Annotated in this window: 27 protein-coding genes; 11 read left to right on the forward strand and 16 right to left on the reverse strand. The window is 57.0% G+C overall.

Annotation, left to right across the window (positions count from 1 at the left end):
- Window positions 1-131: 131 nt before the first annotated feature.
- From ACR0IO_RS09440 to ACR0IO_RS09490, 11 genes are all read right to left on the reverse strand, one after another.
- Window positions 132-1,235 carry an alpha-hydroxy acid oxidase gene (locus ACR0IO_RS09440; RefSeq protein WP_480741648.1) on the reverse strand — a complete coding sequence of 368 codons (1,104 nt, stop codon included), beginning with the start codon at window positions 1,233-1,235 and terminating at the stop codon, window positions 132-134.
- On the reverse strand, window positions 1,235-1,789 hold the full coding sequence (gene comE / locus ACR0IO_RS09445) for a sulfopyruvate decarboxylase subunit beta (RefSeq protein WP_480741139.1): 555 nt from the start codon (window positions 1,787-1,789) through the stop codon (window positions 1,235-1,237). The genes ACR0IO_RS09440 and comE overlap by 1 nt, the downstream gene beginning before the upstream one ends.
- The gene (gene comD, locus ACR0IO_RS09450) at window positions 1,786-2,292 is read right to left on the reverse strand and encodes a sulfopyruvate decarboxylase subunit alpha (protein ID WP_155150217.1); all 507 of its coding nucleotides are present in this window, start codon (window positions 2,290-2,292) and stop codon (window positions 1,786-1,788) included. The genes comE and comD overlap by 4 nt, the downstream gene beginning before the upstream one ends.
- 38 nt (window positions 2,293-2,330) lie before the next feature.
- Window positions 2,331-2,741, reverse strand: a complete 411-nt coding sequence (locus ACR0IO_RS09455) for a universal stress protein (protein WP_480741141.1) — start codon at window positions 2,739-2,741, stop codon at window positions 2,331-2,333.
- Between the two features lie 30 nt (window positions 2,742-2,771).
- Window positions 2,772-3,752 carry an alcohol dehydrogenase catalytic domain-containing protein gene (locus ACR0IO_RS09460; protein ID WP_480741142.1) on the reverse strand — a complete coding sequence of 327 codons (981 nt, stop codon included), beginning with the start codon at window positions 3,750-3,752 and terminating at the stop codon, window positions 2,772-2,774.
- Window positions 3,749-4,510 (reverse strand): SDR family NAD(P)-dependent oxidoreductase, encoded by a 762-nt coding sequence (locus ACR0IO_RS09465; protein WP_480741144.1) that lies wholly within the window; start codon window positions 4,508-4,510, stop codon window positions 3,749-3,751. Before ACR0IO_RS09465 ends, ACR0IO_RS09460 begins: the two co-directional genes overlap by 4 nt.
- Window positions 4,503-5,810 carry a histidinol dehydrogenase gene (gene hisD, locus ACR0IO_RS09470; protein WP_480741147.1) on the reverse strand — a complete coding sequence of 436 codons (1,308 nt, stop codon included), beginning with the start codon at window positions 5,808-5,810 and terminating at the stop codon, window positions 4,503-4,505. The genes ACR0IO_RS09465 and hisD overlap by 8 nt, the downstream gene beginning before the upstream one ends.
- A 12-nt stretch (window positions 5,811-5,822) precedes the next feature.
- On the reverse strand, window positions 5,823-7,151 hold the full coding sequence (locus ACR0IO_RS09475; protein WP_480741149.1) for a TRAP transporter large permease: 1,329 nt from the start codon (window positions 7,149-7,151) through the stop codon (window positions 5,823-5,825).
- 12 nt (window positions 7,152-7,163) lie between these two features.
- Window positions 7,164-7,676 carry a TRAP transporter small permease gene (locus tag ACR0IO_RS09480; protein ID WP_480741150.1) on the reverse strand — a complete coding sequence of 171 codons (513 nt, stop codon included), beginning with the start codon at window positions 7,674-7,676 and terminating at the stop codon, window positions 7,164-7,166.
- A gap of 108 nt (window positions 7,677-7,784) precedes the next feature.
- The gene (locus tag ACR0IO_RS09485) at window positions 7,785-8,930 is read right to left on the reverse strand and encodes a TRAP transporter substrate-binding protein (RefSeq protein ID WP_170332096.1); all 1,146 of its coding nucleotides are present in this window, start codon (window positions 8,928-8,930) and stop codon (window positions 7,785-7,787) included.
- A gap of 22 nt (window positions 8,931-8,952) precedes the next feature.
- The gene (locus ACR0IO_RS09490) at window positions 8,953-9,138 is read right to left on the reverse strand and encodes a hypothetical protein (protein ID WP_155150201.1); all 186 of its coding nucleotides are present in this window, start codon (window positions 9,136-9,138) and stop codon (window positions 8,953-8,955) included.
- Window positions 9,139-9,269: 131 nt separating this feature from the next.
- Between ACR0IO_RS09490 and ACR0IO_RS09495 the strand changes: the two genes are divergently transcribed.
- The gene (locus ACR0IO_RS09495; protein WP_480741152.1) at window positions 9,270-10,298 is read left to right on the forward strand and encodes a LacI family DNA-binding transcriptional regulator; all 1,029 of its coding nucleotides are present in this window, start codon (window positions 9,270-9,272) and stop codon (window positions 10,296-10,298) included.
- A 341-nt stretch (window positions 10,299-10,639) separates the two neighbouring features.
- Here ACR0IO_RS09495 and urtE read toward each other — a convergent pair whose 3' ends face one another.
- The 5 genes from urtE to urtA form a co-directional block, all read right to left on the reverse strand.
- Window positions 10,640-11,335 carry an urea ABC transporter ATP-binding subunit UrtE gene (gene urtE, locus ACR0IO_RS09500; protein WP_480741153.1) on the reverse strand — a complete coding sequence of 232 codons (696 nt, stop codon included), beginning with the start codon at window positions 11,333-11,335 and terminating at the stop codon, window positions 10,640-10,642.
- A gap of 3 nt (window positions 11,336-11,338) precedes the next feature.
- Window positions 11,339-12,079, reverse strand: coding sequence for an urea ABC transporter ATP-binding protein UrtD (gene urtD, locus ACR0IO_RS09505; protein ID WP_480741156.1), 741 nt, complete (start codon window positions 12,077-12,079; stop codon window positions 11,339-11,341).
- The gene (urtC, locus tag ACR0IO_RS09510) at window positions 12,076-13,305 is read right to left on the reverse strand and encodes an urea ABC transporter permease subunit UrtC (protein WP_480741158.1); all 1,230 of its coding nucleotides are present in this window, start codon (window positions 13,303-13,305) and stop codon (window positions 12,076-12,078) included. Before urtC ends, urtD begins: the two co-directional genes overlap by 4 nt.
- 3 nt (window positions 13,306-13,308) lie before the next feature.
- Window positions 13,309-15,261, reverse strand: a complete 1,953-nt coding sequence (urtB, locus tag ACR0IO_RS09515; protein WP_480741160.1) for an urea ABC transporter permease subunit UrtB — start codon at window positions 15,259-15,261, stop codon at window positions 13,309-13,311.
- A 62-nt stretch (window positions 15,262-15,323) separates the two neighbouring features.
- Complete coding sequence (gene urtA / locus ACR0IO_RS09520) at window positions 15,324-16,604, reverse strand: urea ABC transporter substrate-binding protein (protein WP_480741162.1); 1,281 nt, start codon at window positions 16,602-16,604, stop codon at window positions 15,324-15,326.
- A gap of 32 nt (window positions 16,605-16,636) precedes the next feature.
- Between urtA and ACR0IO_RS09525 the strand changes: the two genes are divergently transcribed.
- The 10 genes from ACR0IO_RS09525 to ureG all read left to right on the forward strand — a co-directional run bounded on the left by ACR0IO_RS09525 (window position 16,637) and on the right by ureG (window position 22,394).
- Window positions 16,637-16,876, forward strand: coding sequence for a hypothetical protein (locus tag ACR0IO_RS09525; RefSeq protein WP_480741166.1), 240 nt, complete (start codon window positions 16,637-16,639; stop codon window positions 16,874-16,876).
- 170 nt (window positions 16,877-17,046) lie between these two features.
- Window positions 17,047-17,814, forward strand: a complete 768-nt coding sequence (locus tag ACR0IO_RS09530; protein WP_480741168.1) for an urease accessory protein UreD — start codon at window positions 17,047-17,049, stop codon at window positions 17,812-17,814.
- 1 nt (window position 17,815) lies between these two features.
- Window positions 17,816-18,118 (forward strand): urease subunit gamma, encoded by a 303-nt coding sequence (locus tag ACR0IO_RS09535; RefSeq protein WP_480741171.1) that lies wholly within the window; start codon window positions 17,816-17,818, stop codon window positions 18,116-18,118.
- 13 nt (window positions 18,119-18,131) lie between these two features.
- Entirely contained in the window at window positions 18,132-18,293 is a 162-nt protein-coding gene (locus ACR0IO_RS09540) for a peptidase M23 (protein ID WP_170332115.1), read from the forward strand.
- A complete protein-coding gene (locus ACR0IO_RS09545) occupies window positions 18,290-18,595 on the forward strand; it encodes an urease subunit beta (protein WP_170332117.1) in 306 nt (101 codons plus the stop codon). The genes ACR0IO_RS09540 and ACR0IO_RS09545 overlap by 4 nt, the downstream gene beginning before the upstream one ends.
- Window positions 18,595-20,304 carry an urease subunit alpha gene (gene ureC, locus ACR0IO_RS09550; RefSeq protein ID WP_480741173.1) on the forward strand — a complete coding sequence of 570 codons (1,710 nt, stop codon included), beginning with the start codon at window positions 18,595-18,597 and terminating at the stop codon, window positions 20,302-20,304. The genes ACR0IO_RS09545 and ureC overlap by 1 nt, the downstream gene beginning before the upstream one ends.
- 121 nt (window positions 20,305-20,425) lie before the next feature.
- Window positions 20,426-20,650, forward strand: coding sequence for a DUF1127 domain-containing protein (locus ACR0IO_RS09555; protein ID WP_155150179.1), 225 nt, complete (start codon window positions 20,426-20,428; stop codon window positions 20,648-20,650).
- A 28-nt stretch (window positions 20,651-20,678) separates the two neighbouring features.
- Window positions 20,679-21,131 carry an urease accessory protein UreE gene (gene ureE, locus ACR0IO_RS09560; protein ID WP_480741175.1) on the forward strand — a complete coding sequence of 151 codons (453 nt, stop codon included), beginning with the start codon at window positions 20,679-20,681 and terminating at the stop codon, window positions 21,129-21,131.
- Window positions 21,115-21,768 (forward strand): urease accessory protein UreF, encoded by a 654-nt coding sequence (locus ACR0IO_RS09565; protein WP_480741177.1) that lies wholly within the window; start codon window positions 21,115-21,117, stop codon window positions 21,766-21,768. Before ureE ends, ACR0IO_RS09565 begins: the two co-directional genes overlap by 17 nt.
- Window positions 21,765-22,394: an urease accessory protein UreG gene (gene ureG, locus ACR0IO_RS09570; protein ID WP_480741180.1), complete on the forward strand. Its 630-nt coding sequence runs from the start codon at window positions 21,765-21,767 to the stop codon at window positions 22,392-22,394. Before ACR0IO_RS09565 ends, ureG begins: the two co-directional genes overlap by 4 nt.
- Window positions 22,395-22,580 lie beyond the last annotated feature (186 nt).

The raw sequence follows: 22,580 nt of genomic DNA on the forward strand, positions 1-22,580 counted from the left end.
GGTGAGCCTCAGAAACCCAGATACAAGACATTTCGGATGTCTCGTAAATCAAATTAGACTTGTCAGTTTGTAAGAAGCAAACGACGCCGCACTATAGGGGTTCAATGCCCCACAAAGTCGCGCTTGCGCTGCTAAAGAAAATGGTCACCATTTAGCTTAGTCTGTCCGGTTTGGGCCATGGCAATACTCAACTCTTGGCTAAGAACATCCCACATTTGTTCTAAACCTGCCTCTCCGGCAGCTGCGATAGCAAACTGCAGTATCCTTCCAACAAAGACGAAGTCGGCCCCAAGTGTCAGGGCCTTAAGAACGTCTTCTCCTGACCATATCCCGCTGTCGTAGAAGAGGGGAAAATCCGACCCAAGGTCTGATCGAATTTTTGAGAGCATCTCGATCGGCGCGGGGCTCGCCTCCAGCTGCCGTGCGCCATGGCTTGAGACTTGAATAGCATCAACGCCTGCAGACCGCAGTGCGCGGGCGTCCTCGATGTCCAGCACCCCTTTCACCACCAGTTTTCCAGGCCAGAGATCCCGCAGCCGGGCTAGCGTGTCCCATGTGGCCCGGGCTCGGCTCTCGGTGCGGTCGAAGTCATAACCCCCCATCTTGAAATTCGCCATTTCTGGCCTGCCTGCGAAAAGCGTCTTAAGCGACCAGCCGGGGTGCATGGCAAAGTCGAATAACTGTCTGGGGCCGATACGGAAGGGCATCGTGAAGCCGTGGCTCAGCTCACGCGGCCGGCGGCCGACTTCGGGGACATCCACTGTCAGCACAAGGGTTTGGTAACCGGCGGCCTTGGCGCGTTCGGCCAGCTTGAAAGTACCACTACCGTCGCCACTGAAGTAAAGCTGGAACCAAGCATATCCTTGCGCTGCCTCCAGGATGGTTTCGAGCGGGGTGGAGGCAACGGTTGAGACGCCGTGGGGTACACGGTAGCGCGCCGCCAGCCGTGCCAGCATCAAGTCGGCACCTGGAGCGGCCAGATTGCACATACCCATGGGGGCGATGCCAAAGGGGCGGTCTGCGTCGGCGCCGAAAACCTGTGATGCCAGGGACCGTCGGCTGACGTCGCGAAGGATGCGGGGCCGCAGGGTGACCGCGTCCAGCGCGGCACGATTGCGCGCTGCCCCGGTTTCACGCCCCGCGGCACCATCAATGTAGTCAAACACCATCCAAGGGAGCCGCCGCCGGGCAAGGCGGCGGGCATCCTCGGCGGAATGGATGGCGTTTTCGCCCATCAGTTGGCAACAGCCTTCATGAACCGATCGCGGATTACCACCGGGTCCATAGTGATCACAGGCATCTTGGCGTTGCCGCTGTCGCACTTGACCACCAGCACTGTGGCCTCGCCGCTGGACAGGGCTTCTTCCAACGCTGGTCCGGTGTCCTTATCCTGCACCTCCACCACTTTGGCGCAACCGGCTGCGCGGGCCATCGCGGCCAGATCGGTGCGCTGACTGGTGTAGGTTGGTTGATCACCGGTCGAGCCATAGGAGCCATTGTCGATGATCATCAGGATGTAGTTGCCGGGTGCGTTGTTGCCGATAGTGGGCAGGGTCCCGAGGTTGGTCAGGATAGAGCCGTCACCGTCAATCACGATCACTGGTTTAGGCTGCGCGAGCGCCAACCCAAGCCCGATGGAGGAGGCCAGCCCCATGGTTCCCAACATGTAGAAATTGCTTGGCTGGTCATCGATCGCATGCAGTTCCTGCGACGGGATGCCAATGTTACACACAACCAATTCGTTACGAAGAATTGGTGCGATCTCTTTCAGGATTTCGGAGCGGATCATTGGTCGCCATAGCCTCCCCAGAAATTGGCGTCAGTCAGGATGGCAACAGGTTTGTTGCACATGAAGGTGTATTTCAGAATGTTGTCCAACTCCTCGACGTCCTTCTGCCAATGAAAGTGGTAGGTCGGGATATTGAGTTGCGCCAAAAGCGCCTTGGTGTGAACCGCCATTTCGACCTGACAAGCCACTGGCTCGCGCAATTCGCCGCGGTAGGAGATCAGCATCGGCAGCGGCATCCGGTAGTACTGGATCAATGTGGCCAGTGTGTTGATCGTCACGCCGATGGCGGTGTTCTGCATGATGATCGCGGGCCGCTTGCCGCCCATCCAAGCCCCGGCGCACAATCCCATACCCTCATCTTCTTTGTTGGACGGGATGTGAAAGATATCGTCGCGCTGATCAATCTCTTCGATCACTCCCGCCAGCTGTTTGCAGGGCACCGTTGTGACGAAAGAGACGTCATTGGCCGCCAGATCGTCAGCGATCCTTTTGTCTATGTTCATAGTTGATTGCCTTTGTTGCGGATGTTTTTTGGTCAAAGTCATGTGGTGCGGCAAACATGTACAGCACAAGGTGCATGCCGGACCACTCGTGCGGCAGTCGAGCCCAGGAAAAAGTCGCTGAGACCTGGTTTGTGAGAACCGACGACGATGCAATCCACACCGTTTTTTGCGGCGTATTCAACGATGCCACGGTATGAACGCCCCTTGACGATCACTGTCGTGACATCGCTGTAGTCTGCAGTTTTTTTGGCAAGCTGCTGGCGGGCCATGTCCAAACCATCGCGCACAGCATCTTCGTCCAAAAAGGTGCTGACGGAACCGTGCGGCGCCTCATAGACATGCAAAGCGGTGATCCGCCCGCTCGGATTGCTCAGAGTGGCAGCGGCTTTCAGCGTGGTTCCGGAAACCCCGTGATCCAGAGCCATGGGAACCAGGATATTGTTATACATGGTTGCTCTCCATTTAATTGGCGCGCGGCTTCAGGCCCAAGGGTCAAGAATGATCTTCGGGGCCGCGACCACGCCTTGCCGCAAATCGCGGAAGGCCGCAGCCCCGTCTGACAGCGGCCGGTGTTCGGGCCAGTCCAGTGGACCCAAACGACCATCAAAGATGGCATGCGCGGTGTCGCGAAAATCCTGTGCGGTGTATGTGTAGGTGCCGATGAAAGTGATTTCCTGTAGCGTCATGCGGCGCACATCCAGACCACCTGAGTCTTCTCCCAAACCAACATGAACGATCACCCCGCCAGGCGCGACAGCAGTAGAGGCAGCCGCTCGCGTTGCTCTGTAGCCTACTGCGTCCACGACCAATGGAACCATGCCCTGAAATTCAGCGGCTGTCTGCTGCTTGCAGCGGTCTGCCAGAAAAGCCCTTCGTGCCGCATTGGGCTCTTGGATAGTCACATCCTCCATCCCCATCGCCCGCAACGCCAGCGCTGCGGCCAACCCGATCGCGCCCCCGCCAATCACCAGTGCGCGACGCTCCATCGCGGGATGCAGCGCCTCTAGTGCCAGCCGGGTTGCGTGCCAACTCACAGCCAGCGGTTCCGCCAGAGCGGCTTTTTCCAGCGGCACTTCATCGGGAACGGTAACAAGATTGCGCTCTGGCATCGCGACAAACTGGGCAAAAGCCCCTTCGCGCGGAGGCATTGAGATGATTTGGCGGGCGGCGCAGAGGTTTTCGCGCCCTGAAGTGCAGGCGGCGCAGACGCCACAGGTCACCAGCGGGTTGATCGTGACACGCCGGCCCGCCAGCGGTCCTTCTTCGATCACGCCAGCGGCTTCGTGGCCCAGAATCAAAGGAGCGGGCCTGCGGTTATCATGTCCCAAATAGGCATGCATGTCAGACCCACAGATGCCAGAGGCGGCAATGCGGACAAGATGCTCCCCGGTTTGGGGCGCGGCGATTGGCACATCTCGCACACAGAGCGTCTCTACATCTTCGTAAACCAAGGCCTTCATTTCGCTGTAAACCCCCCGTCAACCATCAGGACTTGGCCGGTCACATAGGCTGAAGCCTCGGAACACAGGAACAAGAGCGGCCCATCGATGTCTTCCAACCGACCATTACGGCCGATGCAGGTTTGTGCGGCGTTACGGGCAGCGCGTTGCTCATCGCTAAACACGGTTTCGGTCAGTTCGGTCGGAAAGAACCCTGGCCCGATCGCATTGGCGGTGATGCCAAAGCGTGACCAGGCCTCTGCCATTGCCCGAGTCAATTGGCCTATGCCACCTTTGCTGGCACCGTAGGCAATACCGCCGGGAAAGGCACGGGTGGTTTGGAGAGAGGCGAAGTTGACAATCCGACCCCAGCCGCGTTCCCGCATTGCAGGCGTCAATGCTTGACTAAGAAAGAACGGGGCCGAGAGATTCAAATCCAGAGTTTTGTTCCATTCAGCGATCGTTACATCATCAGCAGCCTGCCGTGTGTTGATGCCTGCTGCGTGGACCAAAATATCCGGCGGGCCAAAGGGCGTTGAAATCTGATCTCTCAGCGCCTCGAGCCTGCTGTTATCCGCAACATCAGCCGCCACATGCGCAGCGGATGATCCAATCTCGGCGCTTAGGCTGGCCAATGCCTCCTCTCTGCGCGCAATCGCTACCACTTTTGCCCCGGCGGCTGCGAGGGCAACCGCCGCTCGTCGGCCCAACCCAGAGCTGGCACCAGTGATACAGGCGGTGCGGCCTGTCAGGTCGAACAGGGCGCTCGGGTTAGCCATTTGCGGTCAGATCAAAGGTTTCGTCCGGGAAGTATTTGGCCAGCCGCACATCAGCAGCGCGGGCGTGACCTTCCATCCCTTCCAGCCGGGCGATCCGCGCAGTGGCCTCAGCCACTGGTTTCGAACCGTCTCGGGACGCGCGCTGCCAGGTGACTATCTTCATGTATTTGTGGACCGAAAGCCCGCCGGTGTAGCTGGCTGCGCGCGAGGTGGGAAGCACGTGATTTGTGCCTGCTGCCTTGTCTCCATAAGACACCGTGGTCTCCTCGCCCAGAAACAGCGAGCCATAGCAAGTGAGTCGATCCAGCCACCATTCCAGATCCTCGGCTTGCACGGTCAGATGCTCGGGCGCGTATTCATCGGAACAGGCCGCCATATCTTCTCGGTCCGCACAAAGGATCACCTCGGCATAGTCGCGCCATGCTGCGGCGGCATTCTCGCGGTTCACTTCTGGCAAGTCGTCAATGTATCCCGGAACCAGCCGCATAACTTCTTCCGCCAGGGCGCGATCATCAGTTACCAGCCAGACCGGAGAGTTGTAGCCATGCTCGGCCTGGCTCACCAGATCGGTAGCGACGATGTGAGCATCTGCGGTGCCGTCAGCCAGGATCAGGCTGTCGGTGGGGCCTGCGATCATATCGATGCCGACGCGGCCAAACAGGATGCGCTTCGCCTCGGCGACAAACTGGTTACCAGGACCCACCAGGATGTTTGCCTTGGGCAGGCCAAAGAGGCCAAAGGTCATCGCCGCAACCCCCTGCACACCGCCCATTGCCATGATCTTGTCGGCACCGCAGATGTGCGCGGCATAGATGATGGCAGGAGCCACACCCACGCCGGGACGCGGCGGTGAACAAGCGGTGATATGTTTGCAGCCTGCCACTTTGGCGGTGGTCACAGTCATGATGGCGCTTGCAATATGGCTGTAGCGCCCGCCCGGCACATAGCATCCGGCCGCATCCACCGGGATCGCCTTTTGCCCGGTGATGAAACCCGGTGAGATTTCCATCTCCACGTCATGCACCGTGCCTTTCTGCAACTGAGCAAAGCGACGTACATTGTCGTGGGAAAACCTAATATCGGCCTTCAGCTTTTCCGGCACCAATGCGCAGGCTGCCTCGATCTCTTCCGGGGTCAGCAGAACGTTGCCTTCGTATTGGTCGAATTTCGCGGCGTACTCCAAAGCCTTGGCATCGCCTCCGGACTCAATATCGTCGAGGATGCCCTGCACGATCTTATGAGTTTCAGACGCGTCCGACTTAGGGGTCAGGGTAGCCTTTTTAAGATATTCACGGGTCATTTCCAGGGGGTCCTACTTGTAGATATCAGGAAGCAGCGTGGTTGAGATCGGCGGGAAATAGGCGATTAACAGCACCACGATTAGCATGGTCAGAACAAAGGGCACAGCACGGGCAGCAATCTTGAGAATAGACTCGCCAGTTATGCCCGATACGACAAAAAGGTTGAGGCCCAGCGGCGGGGTGATGAACCCCACCCCAAGCGCGGTAATCATCATGATGCAGAACTGGATTTCATTCATGCCGATGTTATCCGCCAAAGGCTTCAGAATAGGCGCCAGGATCACGATGTTTGGCGTGGTTTCCATCACGCAGCCCGCTGCGATCAGGATGCAAATCATCAGCAGGATCAACAGGGCGGGATCATCTGTAAGACCGGTGACTGCGGTCACAAAGCCCTGAGGCACACCCATGATTGCCAGCGCCTCGGCCAACGGGGCGGAAAAGGCGATGATCGGCAGGATCACCCCGTTCACTTTGGCGGAGCTAACCAGCATGGCCGGAAAGTCCGCCAGTTTCAGAGTGCCAAGGATGAAACCCATCACGATTGTAACGACAACTGCAGTGGCACCAGCCTCGGTTGGTGTCAGGCGTCCGGAAAAGATCCCATAGAAGATGATCCCCGGAACGATGAAGGCGTACCAGCCGGATTTCAGCGCTTGGCCTAGGTTTCCCAACCATTCGCTCAGCCCCATGTTTCCACCGGTTTCGTAGGTATAGAGCCGGTTCATAATGATATTGGTGATCAGGATCGACACCAGGATCGCCAGACCCGGGATCAGTGCAGCCAGAAACAAGGTGGACGCTGAAATACCCAGAACCAATCCAATGATTATGTAGGCAATGGAGGGCGGGATAAGGATGCCGGTACATGCGCCCGCCGCCACCAAGGCACAAGCGTAAGGACGCGGATAGCCGCTTTCGACCAGGCGGTTAATGGTCATTCGTCCCACGGCTGCGGCACCGGCGGCGTCAGATCCCGAGATCGCCGCAAACATACCGCAAACCAGAACCGTGGCTGATCCGAAACCACCTCGGGTCCAGCAGGTCAACGCCTCGGCCACATCCAGAAATTTCTTACTGAGGCCGGTTCGGACCAGAACGTCTCCGGTCAGAATGAAAAGCGGCACCGCGGTCAGCGCAAAGGCATCAATGCCAGTGAACAGGCTTTCGCCGATAGCGCTCAGCGGCAAGTCTCCGGACATGACCAACATGGTGATGGCCGCGGCTCCAATCGCGGCCCAGACCGGCACCGCGAGCGCGATCAGAGCAACGAACATGATCACCGGAACGTAGAAATCCCAGCCGAGCTCGACCGTTTGATTAAGTGAATTCCACAGCATCGCTCAGGCCCCTCAATCAAACAGCTTGTCGCCTTCGAAGACGGGTGTGCCGTCACGAAGGCTGAGCAAATCGCGCCGGAAAGACTGGAGCAATCGCCAGATCATCAAGGTGAATCCCAACGGCACAGCCGCGAGGAACCAGACCATCGAAATCCGCAGGCCATGGCTGACGGATCCGAACTTGGCTGAGACATGCACCGTTTCGAAGGACCAATAAAGCGCCACCAGCGCGACTACGAACATCACCAGATCACCGAAGATGTAGATCAGCGCCTTGGTCCGCGGGCCAAGGTAATGCAAGATCACGTCGATACGGATATGAGCGCGCTCTTTGACTGCCGCCGCAGCGCCGATCCAAGCCAGATAAATGAAGGAATAGCGGACGATTTCCTCGCCCCAGATCGAGGAATAGGCAAACAGCTCGCGCCGTATCACTTCAATCGCCATCGTGACGACCAGCATTGTGTAGAACACCAGAAGCAGCCAACGTTCTGCGTTCTGGTCGATGGTTCGCAGGATGTTCATTACCATTCCCGGTGTTCAGGCACACCCTTGCGTCCAGCCTGGCGAGCTGCAGCGAAGGCGGCTGTTGAAGAATAGGGCGGGCGCTTGTGCGCCCGGACCCGGTAATGCTCAGGCGTCGTGCACGTAGTATTTTCCTTGCGTGCCTGCGGCCTCCTCGAGCTTGGCGAAGTTGTCCATTGAGCCTGCAAGTTCAGTCTTGAAGGAATCCCATTCGCTAAGCTGATAACCACCAGCCTCTTTCCACTCGCCCAGTTGGTCATCGCTAAGGGCATGGAATTCGACACCGGCCTTGGCCAATTCCGCCATTGCATAGGCACGGGCCGAAGGCACTTTGGCCAGGTTCTGATGCGCCGTCAGCTCGGACCCCCACATCACACCTTCCTGAACATCGGCAGGCAGCGAATTGAACCACTCGAGGTTACAGGAATAGACTTGGCTGTCCGGCACTGCCTGAGTGAATGTCACGTGGCTCAGGATGTCTTTGAAGCCAAAGACATAGAGTGCCCCGACAGATGGATCGAGCGCATCCGCGACGCCCTGTTTGATCGCCGAAGGCGTCTCACCCCAGGCCACAGGTGTCGGGTTGGCGCCAACCATGCGGTAATATTGCTGCAGCATTTTCGATCCCGGCACTCGGAACTTCACTCCGGCCATGTCACCGGGCGACATTACGGCATTGCCACCTTTGCGCACTGCGACAACGCGGGGATCGATGTTCACATAGAACAGAGCTTTGAACCCGTTGGCTTCAACGTTGGGGTGTACCTCGGACTTCCAGAAGTCTGAATTCACCAGGTTGGTGAACCGCTGGTTCGAGCCGCAGAGATAAGGCATGTTGATCAGGTCAACGGTGGAAGCAAAAGGCGCGAAATTCGACAGCGAATGCTGCGCTGCCTGAATAGTGCCGCCCTGAACCTTTTGCACCAATGCACCACCGGCGCCCAACTGGCCCCCCGGTGCCAGTTTGACATAGATTTTGCCGTTGGTGGCGTTCTGGATGTTTTCCTTCAGATCCAACTGCATAATCGGATAGCTGCGCGACGCCCCCAGTACATAGGCAGTGGCAACGGTCATGACATGATCTGCTGCACTCTCGCGCTCTTTCTCTTCCTTGGCGGTTTGAGCAGCGGCTTCTGAGGACCACAGCACACCGCCAGCACCGGCCACCACAGCCGCAGTGAATGAACCGGTTGAGGCCAGTTTCAGAAAATTCCGGCGCTCAGCAGATTTGAGGCCATCCTTGGCATTCGTCATTGTCTTCCTCCCTATTGATCCGTCAGCTGCCGTTTTTGTTCTTTTGGTCAGCTTCGCGTTTGAGAATGGCCGCTACGAACAGGATCGAGGCGGCAAACAGAACCAGCATTTCTCCGACGTCTCCTAAGAAGGCACCGCCGCCAAAGGCGCCCAACGCGACATTGGCAAAAAACACCGCAAAGACGGCAGCAGCAGCCCAAAGGAACATCATAGAACTCCGGAATCGTATCTCGAATCTATTTGTAAGCGCTTACATTGATAATGCAAGCGCTTACATTCGTGGATGGCAGACGCGGGTTTTTATGTTATGACAAGGTTCAAAGTCACAGCGGGCAACACATGGGAAAAAACCGTTCAGTTCCGACACTTAACGATGTCGCCAAGGCGGCGGGCGTATCAACCGCCACGGTTTCTCGATGCCTGAATTCACCGGATCAGGTCATTGAAGCTACCCGACAGCGTGTCATGCAGGCCGTCGAATCGCTGGGCTACACGCCAAACTTCGCGGCCCGGGTTATGGCGGCGAAGCGCAGCTACACTATCGGCGCCATTATTCCCACTATGGACAACGCTATCTTTGCCCGCGGGTTGCAGGAGTTTCAGGACCAACTTCGCGAGAACGGCTACACACTTCTGGTGTCCAGTTCAGCGTATGATCCCGAAGTGGAATGGGAACAGATCCGCGCACTGGTTGCGCGCGGCGCAGACGGTCTGCTGCTGATCGGGTACGCACGCGACGCGGAAATCTACACCTATCTGGAGCGCCACCAGGTTCCGTCTCTGGTCGCCTGGTCCTACGATCCAGAAGCGCATCGTCCCTCTGTTGGTTTCGACAACACGGATGCCATGGGAAAGCTGGCGCAAGCTGTCATTTCAGCGGGCCACCAGCGGATCGCGATGATTTCGGGCCAGACTTTGGGCAACGACCGGGCGCAAAGTCGTGTGGATGGCGTCAGACAGACCATGGCAGAAAGCGGTCTGGACGCAAATTCCCTGACACTGATTGAAACAGACTATGAGATTGAAAAGGGTGCCGAGGCTTTTCAGCAGCTCATGTCGCTTACTCCGAGGCCGACGGTTGTTATGTGCGGGAACGACGTATTGGCAGCGGGAGCCCTGCGTGAGGCGGGAAGGCTGGGGATAAAAGTACCTGAGCAAGTCTCTGTAACGGGCTTTGACGATATTGAGCTTGCTGAGATCGTCAGTCCGGCATTGACCACTGTTCATGTTCCCCACCGGGAAATGGGGCGTAAAGCTGCGCGCGAGTTGACTGCCATGGTCGAAGGTAATTCGGATGGCCGGTCAATCTGTATAAATACAAGGCTTGTGAACCGCTGTTCCTTGGCAAGACCACCACGGCAACCATAGCCAAGGGCAGTCAGGAAAGCTTCAGGCAGCAAGAAAACGTGCTTAAACCAGATGATCCTGAGAACAGCTCTAACCATTGCAAAATGGATACAACGTTCTGATTGGTCAGCAGCTGCAACTCGCGGAAGCTCTTTCATGAGGCACTGCCGTGAGTGAATGCTCCGTCAGGTTGCCAATGGCAGCTTTGATGAACGCTGCAATACGGAGGCTGGATGAAGAGAATAAGAAGAAAATACAGTTTCAGTGGAACGTGTCCACAGGATCAGACTATATCCCGAGCTAAGATTAAGCCAAATTTTGGGTTTCACCCTTCAATCCCGAAACCAATTTCAGTATCAGCACTAGACTGTTACGGCCTGCAGTAACTCATCGCGTGTCACGTCTTCCCTGGCGCCGTCGATTAACACTTCTCCTCGTCGCAAAGCGATAAATCTGTCGGCAAGATCATAGGCAAAGTCAAAGTATTGCTCCACTAAGATGATTGCCATTCCGCTCGTGGTTCTGAGGTGCCGGATGACTTCGCCTATCTGTTGGATGATGTTGGGCTGAATACCTTCGGTCGGCTCGTCCAACAGAAGAAGGCGTGGTCGCGTTATCAGTGCTCGCGCGATCGCCAGCTGTTGCTGCTGACCGCCAGAAAGGTCACCTCCGCGACGGTTTTGCATCTGCCTGAGGACAGGGAACATTTCAAAAATTTCACTTGGAATGAAATGCTCGTTGGCGGACAGACAGGCGTACCCCGTTTCAAGGTTTTCGCGAACTGTGAGCAAAGGAAATATTTCACGACCTTGTGGAACATAAGCCACGCCTTTCCACGCCATTTGATGAGCAGGCAGGACACCTAAAGTTTCCCCGTCCAGTTCCAGATTGCCAGCCGAACGCGGATGCGTACCTGATATCGCTTTCATCAGGCTGGTTTTCCCGACACCATTGGTCCCCATGACGCAAGTCACTTCACCTTGCCTGGCTTCCATGGAAATCCCGTTGAGGATTTGCGAATGCCCATAGTGTAAAGTCAGATCGGTCAGTTTCAGCATTGCTTAGCGCCCCAGATAAACGTCAATAACGTCCTGATTGGATGTCACGTGATCAAGACTGCCTTCAGCCAAGACAGACCCTTCGTGCAAAACTGTGACCTTGCAATTCAGACGTCGGACAAAATCCATATCGTGCTCCACGACGACAACGGCACGGGTTCTGGCGGCTTGTAAAAGCAAGTCGGTGGTGTGTTCGCGCTCCTGCGGTGTCATGCCGGCGGCGGGTTCGTCCACCAGCAAGAGTCGTGGCTCCTGGGCCAGCAGCATGCCAATTTCCAGCCATTGCTTTTGACCGTGGCTCAATTCGCCAGCTTTGCGGCTTAGGTCTTGATGCAGACCGATTTCGACGGCCAGATCTTCAACTTTCTGCAAATCGTCAGTGGTGGTTCGATAGAAAAGCACGTGAAGCCAGCCACGTTTGTTCTGAAGCGCCATCAGCAGATTTTCGTGTACGGTCTGGTCTTCGAAAACCGTTGGTTTCTGAAACTTCCGCCCGATCCCAGCCTGCGCAATTTTTGCTTCGGAAAGCCCCAACAAAGATACAGATTTCTCTCCCCAGATGACACGTCCTTCATCGGGCCGGGTCTTACCTGTGATGATGTCCATGAACGTGGTCTTGCCGGCCCCGTTCGGGCCGATCACTGCGCGAAGCTCGACCTCGCCGATCTGGAACGACAAGTTGTTGATAGCTCGGAAACCGTCGAAAGTGACCGAAACGCCGCTAACCTCAAGCAAAGTGCTCATTCCATGGCCTCCGTCTCTCGCAGCGCGCCGTCATCTGGTCCCAGATTTGCCCCATGCCTGTCCGGGTGGCGGCGGTCGGTCCACAAGTCGAACAATCCTCCGATGCCCTGCGGGGCGAACAGCGTAACCAACACGAAAGTTACGCCCAGTAGCACCTGCCACCAGTCGACCCATTTGATCGTGTAAAACCCAAGCGAAATATCCGGGGCCTGCCCGCCCGTGAACCACGTACTCAGAAGGCTGACAAAAGCTGCTCCAATTACAGCGCCGTACAAGCGGCCTCGTCCACCGATGGCGACCCAAACGGCCAGATAGATCGAGGCAATGGGAGCCATCTCTTCGGGGTTGATGATGCCGGCTTGCGGATAGTAAAGCGCGCCGGCAATGGCCGCGATGCAAGCAGTTAGGGTGAAGACGGCCAGCTTGTAGACCTCGACCGAGTAGCCAAGGAAGCGCACTCGTGCCTCGTTATCGCGAATGCCGCGGATGACCGAGCCGAACTTGCCTGACACGATCCATGCAGCCAGCATGTAGCCCAGACCCAGCGCCAGTGCTGAAGCCCAGAGGAACCAGATCGACACCACGTCCTGCGAGGCAGTGACACCTGGAAGATTCTGCAAGCCGGACAGCCCGTTATTGCCGCGCAAGCCGCTGTCGTTCTGGAACAGGTACAGGGCCAGCGCCAGAGTCATGGCCTGCGTCAGGATCGACAGATACACACCGGTGACACGGCTCCGGAAAGCCAACCATCCGAAGATCAGCGCCAGCAGACCCGGGATCAGCACAACCAGAACAAGCTGCAGGGTCAGGCTGTGGGAAAACGCCCAGATCAACGGAAATTCCGACGATCCGACAACGCCAAAGACTTGTGTAGCGATGGCGTCCACCACCTCGGCCGAAGTGGGTGGAATTTCGGCCTGTGCCAGCGAGTCTACCACGATCAGGCGTGTACGCTCGTACATCAGCCACATACCGATCATGTAGCCCCCCAACCCGAAGAAGGCGAAGTGGCCCAACGACAGGATGCCAGTGAAGCCCCAGACCAGATCCATCGCCACTGCGATCAGGCACAGGCACAGGGTTTTGCCCAGCGTTTTGACGAAGCTGGTCGAGATTGCACCGATCCCGAATCCCTCGGACAGGATGGTCACGCTCAGGGTGAAAAGGGACAGGATGGCAAGAAAGACCAGCACCGAGGGATTCTTGGCGACAAAACTGCGTTCCATGGCTCAATCCCCCGCCGCGCGGCCCTTGAGGGCGATGATGCCCCTTGGCCGGAACTGGATGAAAATAATGATGAAGATGATCATGTAAGTCTGCGCCGCGAGGGTGTTCGACGGGTTCATCCACTCGATGCCTTTCTGCAAAAAGCCGATCATTCCGGCACCCGCCAGCGCCCCCCAGATGTTGCCGACACCGCCGACAACCACGGTCATGAAGCTCTGCACGATGTAATCGCTGCCCAGATCCGAGGTGACCTTGGCGAAAAGGCCGATTGCAACCCCGGCAATCCCGGCGATGCCGGAGCCAAGCCCAAATGTAAGCATATTCACCCGCCCCGGATTGATGCCCATCGACCCCGCCATGCGCGGGTTCTGCGTCACGGCGCGCATCTCAAGCCCAAGCCGGGTCCGTTTCATGATGTAGAGGAACAGCCCCAGAAAGATCATCGCCAGCACAAAGATCGCGATGCGGATATAGCTGATCGAGACCACATCGTTCAGCACCCACGCCCCATCCAGCCAGCCCGGAGCGGTCAGCGGGCGAGCCTGCGTGCCAAAGATGTTCTTGGCAAGTTGTTGCAGAGCAATTGAGATACCGAAGGTCGCCAGCAGTGTCTCCAGCGGTCGTGCATAGAGCCAACGGATCACCAGCCGCTCCATCGCGACGCCCATGGCGAAGGTGACCGCAAAAGCCATCGGGATGGCGACGATGATCGACAGCGTATGATCGGGGATGAACTGTTGCACCACGTAACCGGTGTAGGCACCCATCATGATGAATTCGCCATGGGCCATGTTGATCACACCCATAACACCGAAGGTGATGGCCAGACCAATGGCGGCGAGGAAATAGATCGACGCCAGTGAGATCGCGTCCAGCGTCAGGTCGAGTGTTTGGTTCAGGCTGACCTTCAGTTCGATCTGTTCCAGGGTTTTCTCGGCTGCTTCGGTGACCTCAGCAGACGGCTCGCCGTAGGTCTCGAAGAATACATGCGCGTTTACTGCAGCGTCGATGTCTGCGTCCGTGAATAAGGCTGGCACAAGCCCGGCCTCTGCCAGGGCGACATACGCACGCTCACGCATTGCATCTGAACTCAGTTGCGCGACGGGAATGTCACCTACACGACCACCGACAATGTTAGTCGATAGTGCCGCTCTGATATCTGCCGCTGAAACACGCGGTGGGGCGAGGTTTCCCGCAACGAGCAAGTCATATGCTTCGTCAGACGTTAAGGCTTCCGAGCCCGCTTCAAGAACAACTGCGACATTCAGGTCCGTGGGCAGTTCTAGAGCGGCGTGCCGGGAGGTGACGACCAAAGGGTTCAAAGCGGCGCGGACATCTACGCCCAGATCACCGGACATTTCTTCGATCGCGGCCACGCGGGCTGTGGTATCTTCGTCAAATCCAATCGTGAGCAACCGTTCGAGCCGTCGCTTTTGCGCCTTCACTTCTTCGTCGGGTTCACCGCCTATCGAAGCCCGCAGCGGCTCTAAGAGTGCACTTTCAGGATCACGCTGAATGGATTGCAGGGCCGCCAGCCGATTCGCGCGACTGGGATCGGTCAGTTGGAACTGCACCAACGCTGTCCCAATCATCGCGCGGATACCGCTGTTGGGCTTCAACTGCTTAAGCTCGGACTTCTCGAAGGTGCCGACGACCTTGCCTGTATCGAAATCGGTCAATTCATACGACCGCCCCTCACCTTTCTGGCCAGCAAAGAACAGACCGTCAGACTTGCGCATCCACATGTTTTTGGCGGCCCAGGTCTCAAGCATTACTTGCGCCTGAGGCAAACCGCTTGACGCAATAGCATCAATCGCCGGTTTGATCGTCTTACGCGAGCTTTTGGCGATGATCTCTTGATGCTCTTGCAAGATCGGTTGCAGGCCGACCTCTTGAGCGTTGGCAGTCAGGCAGGCGCACAGGATTGCGAGGCCCGCAAGAAAAAGTCGTACCATGTGGTGAAACCCGAATGTCTTTTGTGGCAAGGCGGGCAAACAAACCCGCCTTGCGTGGTCTGTTAGTAGTTCGACAGGGTCTGAACGCAGGTCTTGGTCTCGGTGTTGTACATACCGCAACCCAGCTCTTTCCAATCAGAGACCAGCACAGCCGACTCCGGAAGGAAATCGGTCCACGCGTCACCCGGCACGACATCAGTCTCACTGATGATATCGAACTGACCGTCTTCCTGAATCTCACCGATCAGAACCGGTTTCGCCAGGTGGTGGTTTGGCAGCATCACAGCCGTACCACCAGTCAGGTTCGGGAACTCCTGCCCATACATCGCACCGCGGACGGCATCGACCTCGGTGGAACCGGCCTCGGTCGCCGCGTTCACCCACATATTGAAGCCGATGTAATGCGCCTCCATCGGGTCATTGGTCACGCGCTCGTCGCCCATGGTGGCTTTCCAGGTGTCCACGAATTCCGCGTTGGCTTCGGTATCCGCCGACTGGAAGTAGTTCCAAGCGGCAAGGTGACCGACGAGGTTGGTGGTATCCAAACCGGACAGTTCTTCCTCGCCGACCGAGAAGGCTACGACTGGAATATCGTCCGCCGAAACGCCTGCGGCGGCCAGTTCCTTGTAAAAACCGATATTGGCGTCGCCATTGATGGTCGAAATCACACCGACTTTCTTGCCGTCCGCGCCCAGCGCGACCACGTCAGCCACGATCTTGGACCAGTCGGAGTGGCCGAAAGGCGTGTAATTGACGAAAATATCGTCATCCGCGATGCCGTTCTGCTTCAGATAGCTTTCAAGAATATTGTTGGTGGTTCTGGGGTAGACATAATCCGTGCCGAGCAGAGCAAATTTCTCGACCCCAAGTTCCTCCAGAAAATAGTCTGTCGCAGGGATTGCCTGTTGGTTCGGAGCGGCGCCGGTGTAGAACACGTTCTTCGAGCTTTCCTCACCCTCATACTGAACCGGGTAGAACAGCAGGCCGTTCAGCTCTTCGATGACCGGCAGCACCGATTTCCGGCTAACCGAGGTCCAGTTGCCAAAGATCACGTCCACCTCATGCACGGTCAGCAACTCGCGCGCTTTTTCAGCAAATAGCGGCCAGTCGGATGCGGGGTCGACCACAACCGCCTCAAGCTGCTTACCCAGCAGGCCGCCCTTCGCGTTTTGCTGATCGATCAGCATCAGCATCGTGTCTTTCAGCGTGGTTTCCGAGATCGCCATCGTGCCGGACAGCGAATGCAGCACGCCAACCTTGATCGTGTCTTCGTCCGACAAGGCAGCGGTGGCCATGGCAGCAAAGACAAGTGATCCGGCGAGCGTGGATTTGAGCGATTTCATGTAATCCTCCTGGCGGGGCCGGGAGAGAGGGCTTGCGCAAAGGCACACTCTTCTTCTACCTGATCCCCGCAACTGTTGTTGCGTTCCGTGTGGCGGTTGTGTTCGAGGTCCAATTCGCGCAGCCGTCACACACCCCGGGTCGTTTCCGCGGTGGCACCCATACGGTTTCTGCATCGCAGCAAGCTTGGCAACTTACCATTAACCCAATTTGGGAAATCGGCGAGATCCGCCTATTTTTTCATCCAAGACCGGGGTCGCTGTCTAAAATTTAGACGCGCGATGTCGAAATAAGCAGATTTCGACACTGTAGATTAGTGTTCCGCCCCTTCAACAGAGAAACAGGTGCCACCAAACGAAGTTCTAAAGGTGCCCTATTACCCAAGTTGCAGCCATATTGCCCACGCACAGTGCTGTTCCACCGCGTGCTGCAGGCGCCGTCAGCTTGAGCACCAAGCAATTGGGCGACAGGACGGTGCTGAACAAGTTTCGCCAGTCCGGGTCTTTTAAGTGCCTGTTCCCCAGAACCAATACACCTGATCTTGACGCGGTTCTCCTGAACACGGCCGGCGGCGTAACCGGGGGCGATTCATTTCGATTTTCCGGCAAGGCGGCGAAAGGAACCGCGCTGACTTTGACAACACAAGCCTGCGAGCGCGCCTACAAGGCCAAGCCGCAAGAATGTGGCCAGATTACCAATCATCTGTCTGTTGAGACTGAAGCCCGGCTGAACTGGTTACCGCAAGAGACCATTCTGTTCAATGGCAGTGCGCTGAACCGACGCCTGAAAATCGAGATGGCGCAGGATGCCGAGATGCTGATGGTAGAGCCTCTCATCTTCGGGCGCATCGCTATGGGCGAGACGCTTACCGATATCCGCCTAAACGATCGGATCGAGATACAACGCCAAGGAAAGACGGTGTTCCTTGACGCTATCCGGTTTTCTGGTGATTGGCACAAGCATCTGTCCAAGCCGCATATTGCAAACGGTGCAGGAGCGATGGCGCTGATCGTCTTTGCTTCGGAGTCGGCTGAAGGTCATCTGGATTCCATTCGCAAAATGCTGCCCGAGGACGCAGGGGCAACACTAGTCCAAGACGGCCTTCTGGCTATCCGTATTCTGGCCGACAACAGCCTGGCTCTTCGCCGCACATTGATGCCGATTTTGCGCCTATTGAACAAAGACACATTACCCCGATGCTGGATGCTCTGACATGAATCTGACACCTCGTGAAAAAGACAAACTTCTGGTCGCCATGGCCGCCGAGGTCGCCCGAAAGCGACTGTCACGCGGCGTCAAACTGAACCACCCAGAGGCGATCGCCCTGATCACCGACGCCGTGGTCGAAGGTGCGCGCGATGGACGTTCAGTTGCTGACATGATGCAAACCGGGGCCGAGGTGATCACCCGAGAGCAATGCATGGAAGGTGTGCCCGAAATGATCCACGAGGTTCAGGTCGAAGCCACCTTTCCAGATGGCACCAAGCTGGTGACCGTCCACAATCCCATTCGCTGAAAAGGAAACCAATATGACCCGCATGCTTTTCCCCGCCCTGATCTTCGCTGGCCCGGCAGCCGCCCATAACGGAACGCATATCCACGCGCACGGCACCGATTACGCCGCGATGGGCGTTGGGCTGGCAGTTGTTGCGCTGGCCGCTGTCGCGCTGATCACAAAGCTGAACAGATGATCCCCGGAGAGCTATTCCCGGCTGATGGTGAAATTACCCTGAACCCCGACACTGATGCGATCACTTTGATGGTCGCCAATACCGGCGACCGCCCGGTTCAGGTCGGCTCACACTACCATTTCGCCGAAACCAACCCCGCGCTCGACTTCGACCGCGCTGCTGCGCATGGCCTGCGTCTGGACATTGCTCCAGGCACCGCTGTGCGGTTCGAACCGGGGCAGGCACGCGAAGTTTCGCTGATCCCGATCAGCGGTGCGCGCAGGGTCTACGGCTTCAATCAAAAGGTCATGGGGTCACTCTGATGCCAGCAAAAATCAAGCGCTCAGACTATGCCGCGATGTTCGGCCCTACTACCGGGGATAAGCTGCGGCTGGCCGACACCGATCTTGTGATCGAGGTCGAACGTGATCTGACCAGCTATGGCGAAGAGGTAAAGTTTGGTGGTGGAAAGGTAATTCGCGACGGGATGGGGCAGTCTCAGGCCACGCGCGTCGAAGGCGCTGTGGATACGGTCATCACCAACGCACTGATCGTTGATCACTCGGGCATCTACAAGGCTGACGTTGGCCTGAAAGACGGGCGGATCGCAAAGATCGGCAAGGCGGGAAACCCCGATACACAACCCGGTGTCGACATCATCATCGGACCCGGAACCGAGGCCATTGCTGGCGAGGGTCGTATCCTGACAGCAGGTGGGTTCGACAGTCATATCCATTTCATCTGCCCGCAACAGATCGAAGACGCGCTGCATTCCGGCCTGACCACCATGCTTGGCGGTGGCACCGGGCCTGCACATGGCACTCTGGCGACCACTTGCACCCCCGGTCCGTGGCATATCGGGCGGATGTTGCAGGCGGCGGATGCGTTTCCCATGAATCTGGCCTTTGCGGGTAAAGGCAACGCCTCGCTACCTGCCGCGCTAGAAGAACAGGTTAAGGCCGGGGCCTGTGCGCTGAAGCTGCACGAGGATTGGGGCACAACTCCTGCCGCCATCGACTGCTGCCTATCGGTGGCTGACGCGATGGATGTGCAGGTGATGATCCACACGGACACGCTGAACGAATCCGGCTTTGTCGAAAACACTGTGGCGGCCATGAAAGGCCGTACAATCCACGCCTTCCACACCGAGGGTGCAGGTGGTGGCCACGCCCCGGACATCATCAAGATCTGCGGCGAGAACCACGTGTTGCCGTCCTCGACGAACCCGACGCGGCCTTTCACAGTCAATACGGTAGAAGAGCATCTGGACATGCTGATGGTCTGCCACCACCTCGACAAATCCATCCCCGAAGACGTAGCGTTTGCCGAAAGCCGAATCCGGCGCGAGACCATCGCCGCCGAGGATATCCTGCACGACATGGGTGCGTTCTCGATCATTGCATCCGACAGTCAGGCCATGGGTCGGGTCGGAGAAGTTTTGATCCGCACCTGGCAAACCGCTGACAAAATGAAAAAACAACGCGGTCACCTGCCCGAAGAAACCGGTGAGAACGACAACTTCCGCGTCCGCCGCTACATCGCGAAATACACCATCAACCCAGCCATTGCCCACGGCCTCAGCCATGAAATCGGTAGCATCGAAGAAGGTAAGCGCGCCGACTTAGTCTTGTGGAACCCTGCCTTTTTCGGAGTGAAGCCCGAGATGGTGTTGCTGGGCGGCACGATTGCTTGTGCACAGATGGGCGATCCCAACGCGTCTATCCCCACACCGCAGCCTGTCTATAGCCGCCCCATGTTTGGCGCTTACGGACGGTCGGTGGAAAACTCGGCGATCACATTTGTCTCGCAGGCCGCCTGTGCGGATCGGATCGGTGATACACTGGGATTGGCAAAACAGACCGTCGCCGTCCAGAACACGCGAGAGATCGGCAAGCAGGATCTTCTGCTGAACAACGCGACGCCGCAAGTCGAGGTTGACCCGGAAACCTACGAGGTCCGGGCAGATGGCGAACTGCTAACCTGCCAACCCGCCGAAACGCTGCCAATGGCGCAACGATACTTTTTGTTCTGATCAAAAAATGTGCTGCGTTGCGACACGTGCAAGGCAGGAATGACCAAACACGCTCTTCTAAGTGAGGCCACTATGACAAACATTAAAACCAATGGGAGGACCAACATTTACGAGGGTCCAAATGGCACACTCAACAGCACAAACACACGCACGCTTTTCGTTGCCCGGTTTGATCGCATCCATCGGGTCATCAGTTTACTCGGCCCTGATCAGCGTGGCCGAAGCTCAATCACGCGTCCGGCAAGTCGAATTCCTGCAATCGCTCAGCGACGAAGAGTTGAAAAAGCGCGGCCTGACGCGCGAACGGATCGTGCATCGGGTATTTTCGGACTCAATCTGGCTCTGACCATTCCCGCTGCAGAGGAGGTGACGGTATGACCGCCCTGCTCTGTACTGCACGTCAGTATTCGGATCACACGCATAGCGATCCAGCAGACTGCCTGTCGTTAACCTATGATGACCGCTTTTTGCGGCGCAAGGTTTTGACCTGCGAAAGTGGCGAACAGATTCTCATCGATCTGGCACAAACGACTTCGTTGAACCACGGTGGAGCGTTGGTTCTGGACGACGGTCGCGAAGTGGAAATACGGGCTGCACCCGAAGCGTTGCTGGAGGTTAAAGCCCCGGACCTGACGCGCATCGCATGGCATATCGGCAACCGCCATACGCCTTGTCAGATCGAAAAGGATCGCCTGTTGATCCAGGTCGATCACGTTATCCGAGACATGCTGCTCAAAATTGGCGCCAAGGTGCGAGAGGTGCGCGAACCGTTCACCCCAGAAGGCGGAGCCTATGGCCACGGCAGGACCCATGGCCATACCCACTGACGCCGATATCCTGACGCTGACCCAATGGTTGTCCCCTGCATATCCTGTAGGGGGGTTCGCCTATTCTCACGGGTTGGAGGCTGCAATTGACGAGGGAGCTGTCACAAGTTCACAAGACACCGAAGCATGGATCTCGGCCGTGTTGGAACACGGAGCCGGGTGGAATGATGCTGTGTTCGTAGTCGCGGCATACAATGCGCAGGGTAAAGATGAACTGACCAACGTCGATGTTATCGCTCGGGCTTTTTGCGCGTCATCCGAACGGCTCATGGAAACCGAGTTGCTGGGTCAGGCCTTTGGAACCGTCACGGGAGATGTCTGGGAGCTGGATCTGCGCCAGTTCTCCTATCCTGTCAGCTTAGGCCAAGCAGCCAGGTTGCAGAGCCTTCCCATATTGTTGACGACTAAGATGTTTCTGCAGTCGTTCGCCAGTAATCTTGTTGCCTGCGCAACGCGCCTTGTACCTTTGGGCCAGACTGACGCGCAAAGGCTGATCCGTACCCTAACGCCATTGTGCGAGCGGATTGCCATGAATGCTCAAGAGGCTGATTTGGTTCAGCTGAGCTCAACCGCGTTTCTGTCGGACATCGCCTCAATGAAGCACGAAACACAATATTCGAGGATTTTCCGCACATGACGAGTATGAACGGCCCGCTTCGCGTGGGCATCGGAGGCCCTGTAGGAGCCGGAAAAACCACTTTGACCGCTGCTTTGTCCGAAGCGCTGCGCGATGTCTGCTCAGTGGGTGTTATTACCAATGACATCTATACACAGGAGGATGCCGAGGCGCTCATGCGCATGCAGGTCCTGCCGCAGGATAGGATCATCGGCGTCGAAACCGGTGGCTGCCCGCACACAGCAATTCGCGAAGACGCCTCAATCAATTTGGCGGCTGTCGCCGAAATGCAGAAACGTCATCCTGACCTCGACGTGGTGTTGATTGAAAGCGGTGGCGACAATCTATCGGCCACTTTCAGCCCGGAACTGGCGGATCTGACCATCTATGTGATTGATGTCGCCGCAGGCGAGGAAATCCCCAGGAAAGGCGGGCCGGCGATTACGAAATCAGACATCCTCATTATCAACAAGACCGATCTGGCGCCGCATGTTGGCGCTTCGTTGGAGGTTATGGAGCGCGATGCGAAAAAAATGCGCAAAGGACGACCCTTTTTATTCTCGTCACTTCGTTACAGAAGTGGGGTCGACGCAATTGTGGATCTGCTTGTGAGAGGGGGAGGTTTAAGTATTTCAGAAGAGAATTAGCCCCCGAGACGAAGAGGTCAAAGCCACCGTCGGCCAAGTTTCCTTTCTATGCATGCGCGGCGCGGCGCGAACCGCATATTCCTGACATTCAGGGCGAAGTGACAAGTGGCGGGTATTCGCACAGAGTGAAACAAAATTAACTGCCATTCGAGATCGGATACGGTGTCATTGTTTTCACGCTTCGTA

The sequence above is a fragment of the Ruegeria sp. CE12 genome, from assembly GCF_056537525.1.

Bases quoted from the DNA above. Each gene is read 5' to 3' on its own strand.
- ACR0IO_RS09440 (WP_480741648.1), bottom strand. From the start codon at position 1,235: ATGGGCGAAAACGCCATCCATTCCGCCGAGGATGCCCGCCGCCTTGCC.
- comE (WP_480741139.1), bottom strand. From the start codon at position 1,789: ATGATCCGCTCCGAAATCCTGAAAGAGATCGCACCAATTCTTCGTAAC.
- comD (WP_155150217.1), bottom strand. From the start codon at position 2,292: ATGAACATAGACAAAAGGATCGCTGACGATCTGGCGGCCAATGACGTC.
- ACR0IO_RS09455 (WP_480741141.1), bottom strand. From the start codon at position 2,741: ATGTATAACAATATCCTGGTTCCCATGGCTCTGGATCACGGGGTTTCC.
- ACR0IO_RS09460 (WP_480741142.1), bottom strand. From the start codon at position 3,752: ATGAAGGCCTTGGTTTACGAAGATGTAGAGACGCTCTGTGTGCGAGAT.
- ACR0IO_RS09465 (WP_480741144.1), bottom strand. From the start codon at position 4,510: ATGGCTAACCCGAGCGCCCTGTTCGACCTGACAGGCCGCACCGCCTGT.
- hisD (WP_480741147.1), bottom strand. From the start codon at position 5,810: ATGACCCGTGAATATCTTAAAAAGGCTACCCTGACCCCTAAGTCGGAC.
- ACR0IO_RS09475 (WP_480741149.1), bottom strand. From the start codon at position 7,151: ATGCTGTGGAATTCACTTAATCAAACGGTCGAGCTCGGCTGGGATTTC.
- ACR0IO_RS09480 (WP_480741150.1), bottom strand. From the start codon at position 7,676: ATGAACATCCTGCGAACCATCGACCAGAACGCAGAACGTTGGCTGCTT.
- ACR0IO_RS09485 (WP_170332096.1), bottom strand. From the start codon at position 8,930: ATGACGAATGCCAAGGATGGCCTCAAATCTGCTGAGCGCCGGAATTTT.
- ACR0IO_RS09490 (WP_155150201.1), bottom strand. From the start codon at position 9,138: ATGTTCCTTTGGGCTGCTGCTGCCGTCTTTGCGGTGTTTTTTGCCAAT.
- ACR0IO_RS09495 (WP_480741152.1), top strand. From the start codon at position 9,270: ATGGGAAAAAACCGTTCAGTTCCGACACTTAACGATGTCGCCAAGGCG.
- urtE (WP_480741153.1), bottom strand. From the start codon at position 11,335: ATGCTGAAACTGACCGATCTGACTTTACACTATGGGCATTCGCAAATC.
- urtD (WP_480741156.1), bottom strand. From the start codon at position 12,079: ATGAGCACTTTGCTTGAGGTTAGCGGCGTTTCGGTCACTTTCGACGGT.
- urtC (WP_480741158.1), bottom strand. From the start codon at position 13,305: ATGGAACGCAGTTTTGTCGCCAAGAATCCCTCGGTGCTGGTCTTTCTT.
- urtB (WP_480741160.1), bottom strand. From the start codon at position 15,261: ATGGTACGACTTTTTCTTGCGGGCCTCGCAATCCTGTGCGCCTGCCTG.
- urtA (WP_480741162.1), bottom strand. From the start codon at position 16,604: ATGAAATCGCTCAAATCCACGCTCGCCGGATCACTTGTCTTTGCTGCC.
- ACR0IO_RS09535 (WP_480741171.1), top strand. From the start codon at position 17,816: ATGAATCTGACACCTCGTGAAAAAGACAAACTTCTGGTCGCCATGGCC.
- ACR0IO_RS09540 (WP_170332115.1), top strand. From the start codon at position 18,132: ATGACCCGCATGCTTTTCCCCGCCCTGATCTTCGCTGGCCCGGCAGCC.
- ACR0IO_RS09545 (WP_170332117.1), top strand. From the start codon at position 18,290: ATGATCCCCGGAGAGCTATTCCCGGCTGATGGTGAAATTACCCTGAAC.
- ureC (WP_480741173.1), top strand. From the start codon at position 18,595: ATGCCAGCAAAAATCAAGCGCTCAGACTATGCCGCGATGTTCGGCCCT.
- ACR0IO_RS09555 (WP_155150179.1), top strand. From the start codon at position 20,426: ATGGCACACTCAACAGCACAAACACACGCACGCTTTTCGTTGCCCGGT.
- ureE (WP_480741175.1), top strand. From the start codon at position 20,679: ATGACCGCCCTGCTCTGTACTGCACGTCAGTATTCGGATCACACGCAT.
- ACR0IO_RS09565 (WP_480741177.1), top strand. From the start codon at position 21,115: ATGGCCATACCCACTGACGCCGATATCCTGACGCTGACCCAATGGTTG.
- ureG (WP_480741180.1), top strand. From the start codon at position 21,765: ATGACGAGTATGAACGGCCCGCTTCGCGTGGGCATCGGAGGCCCTGTA.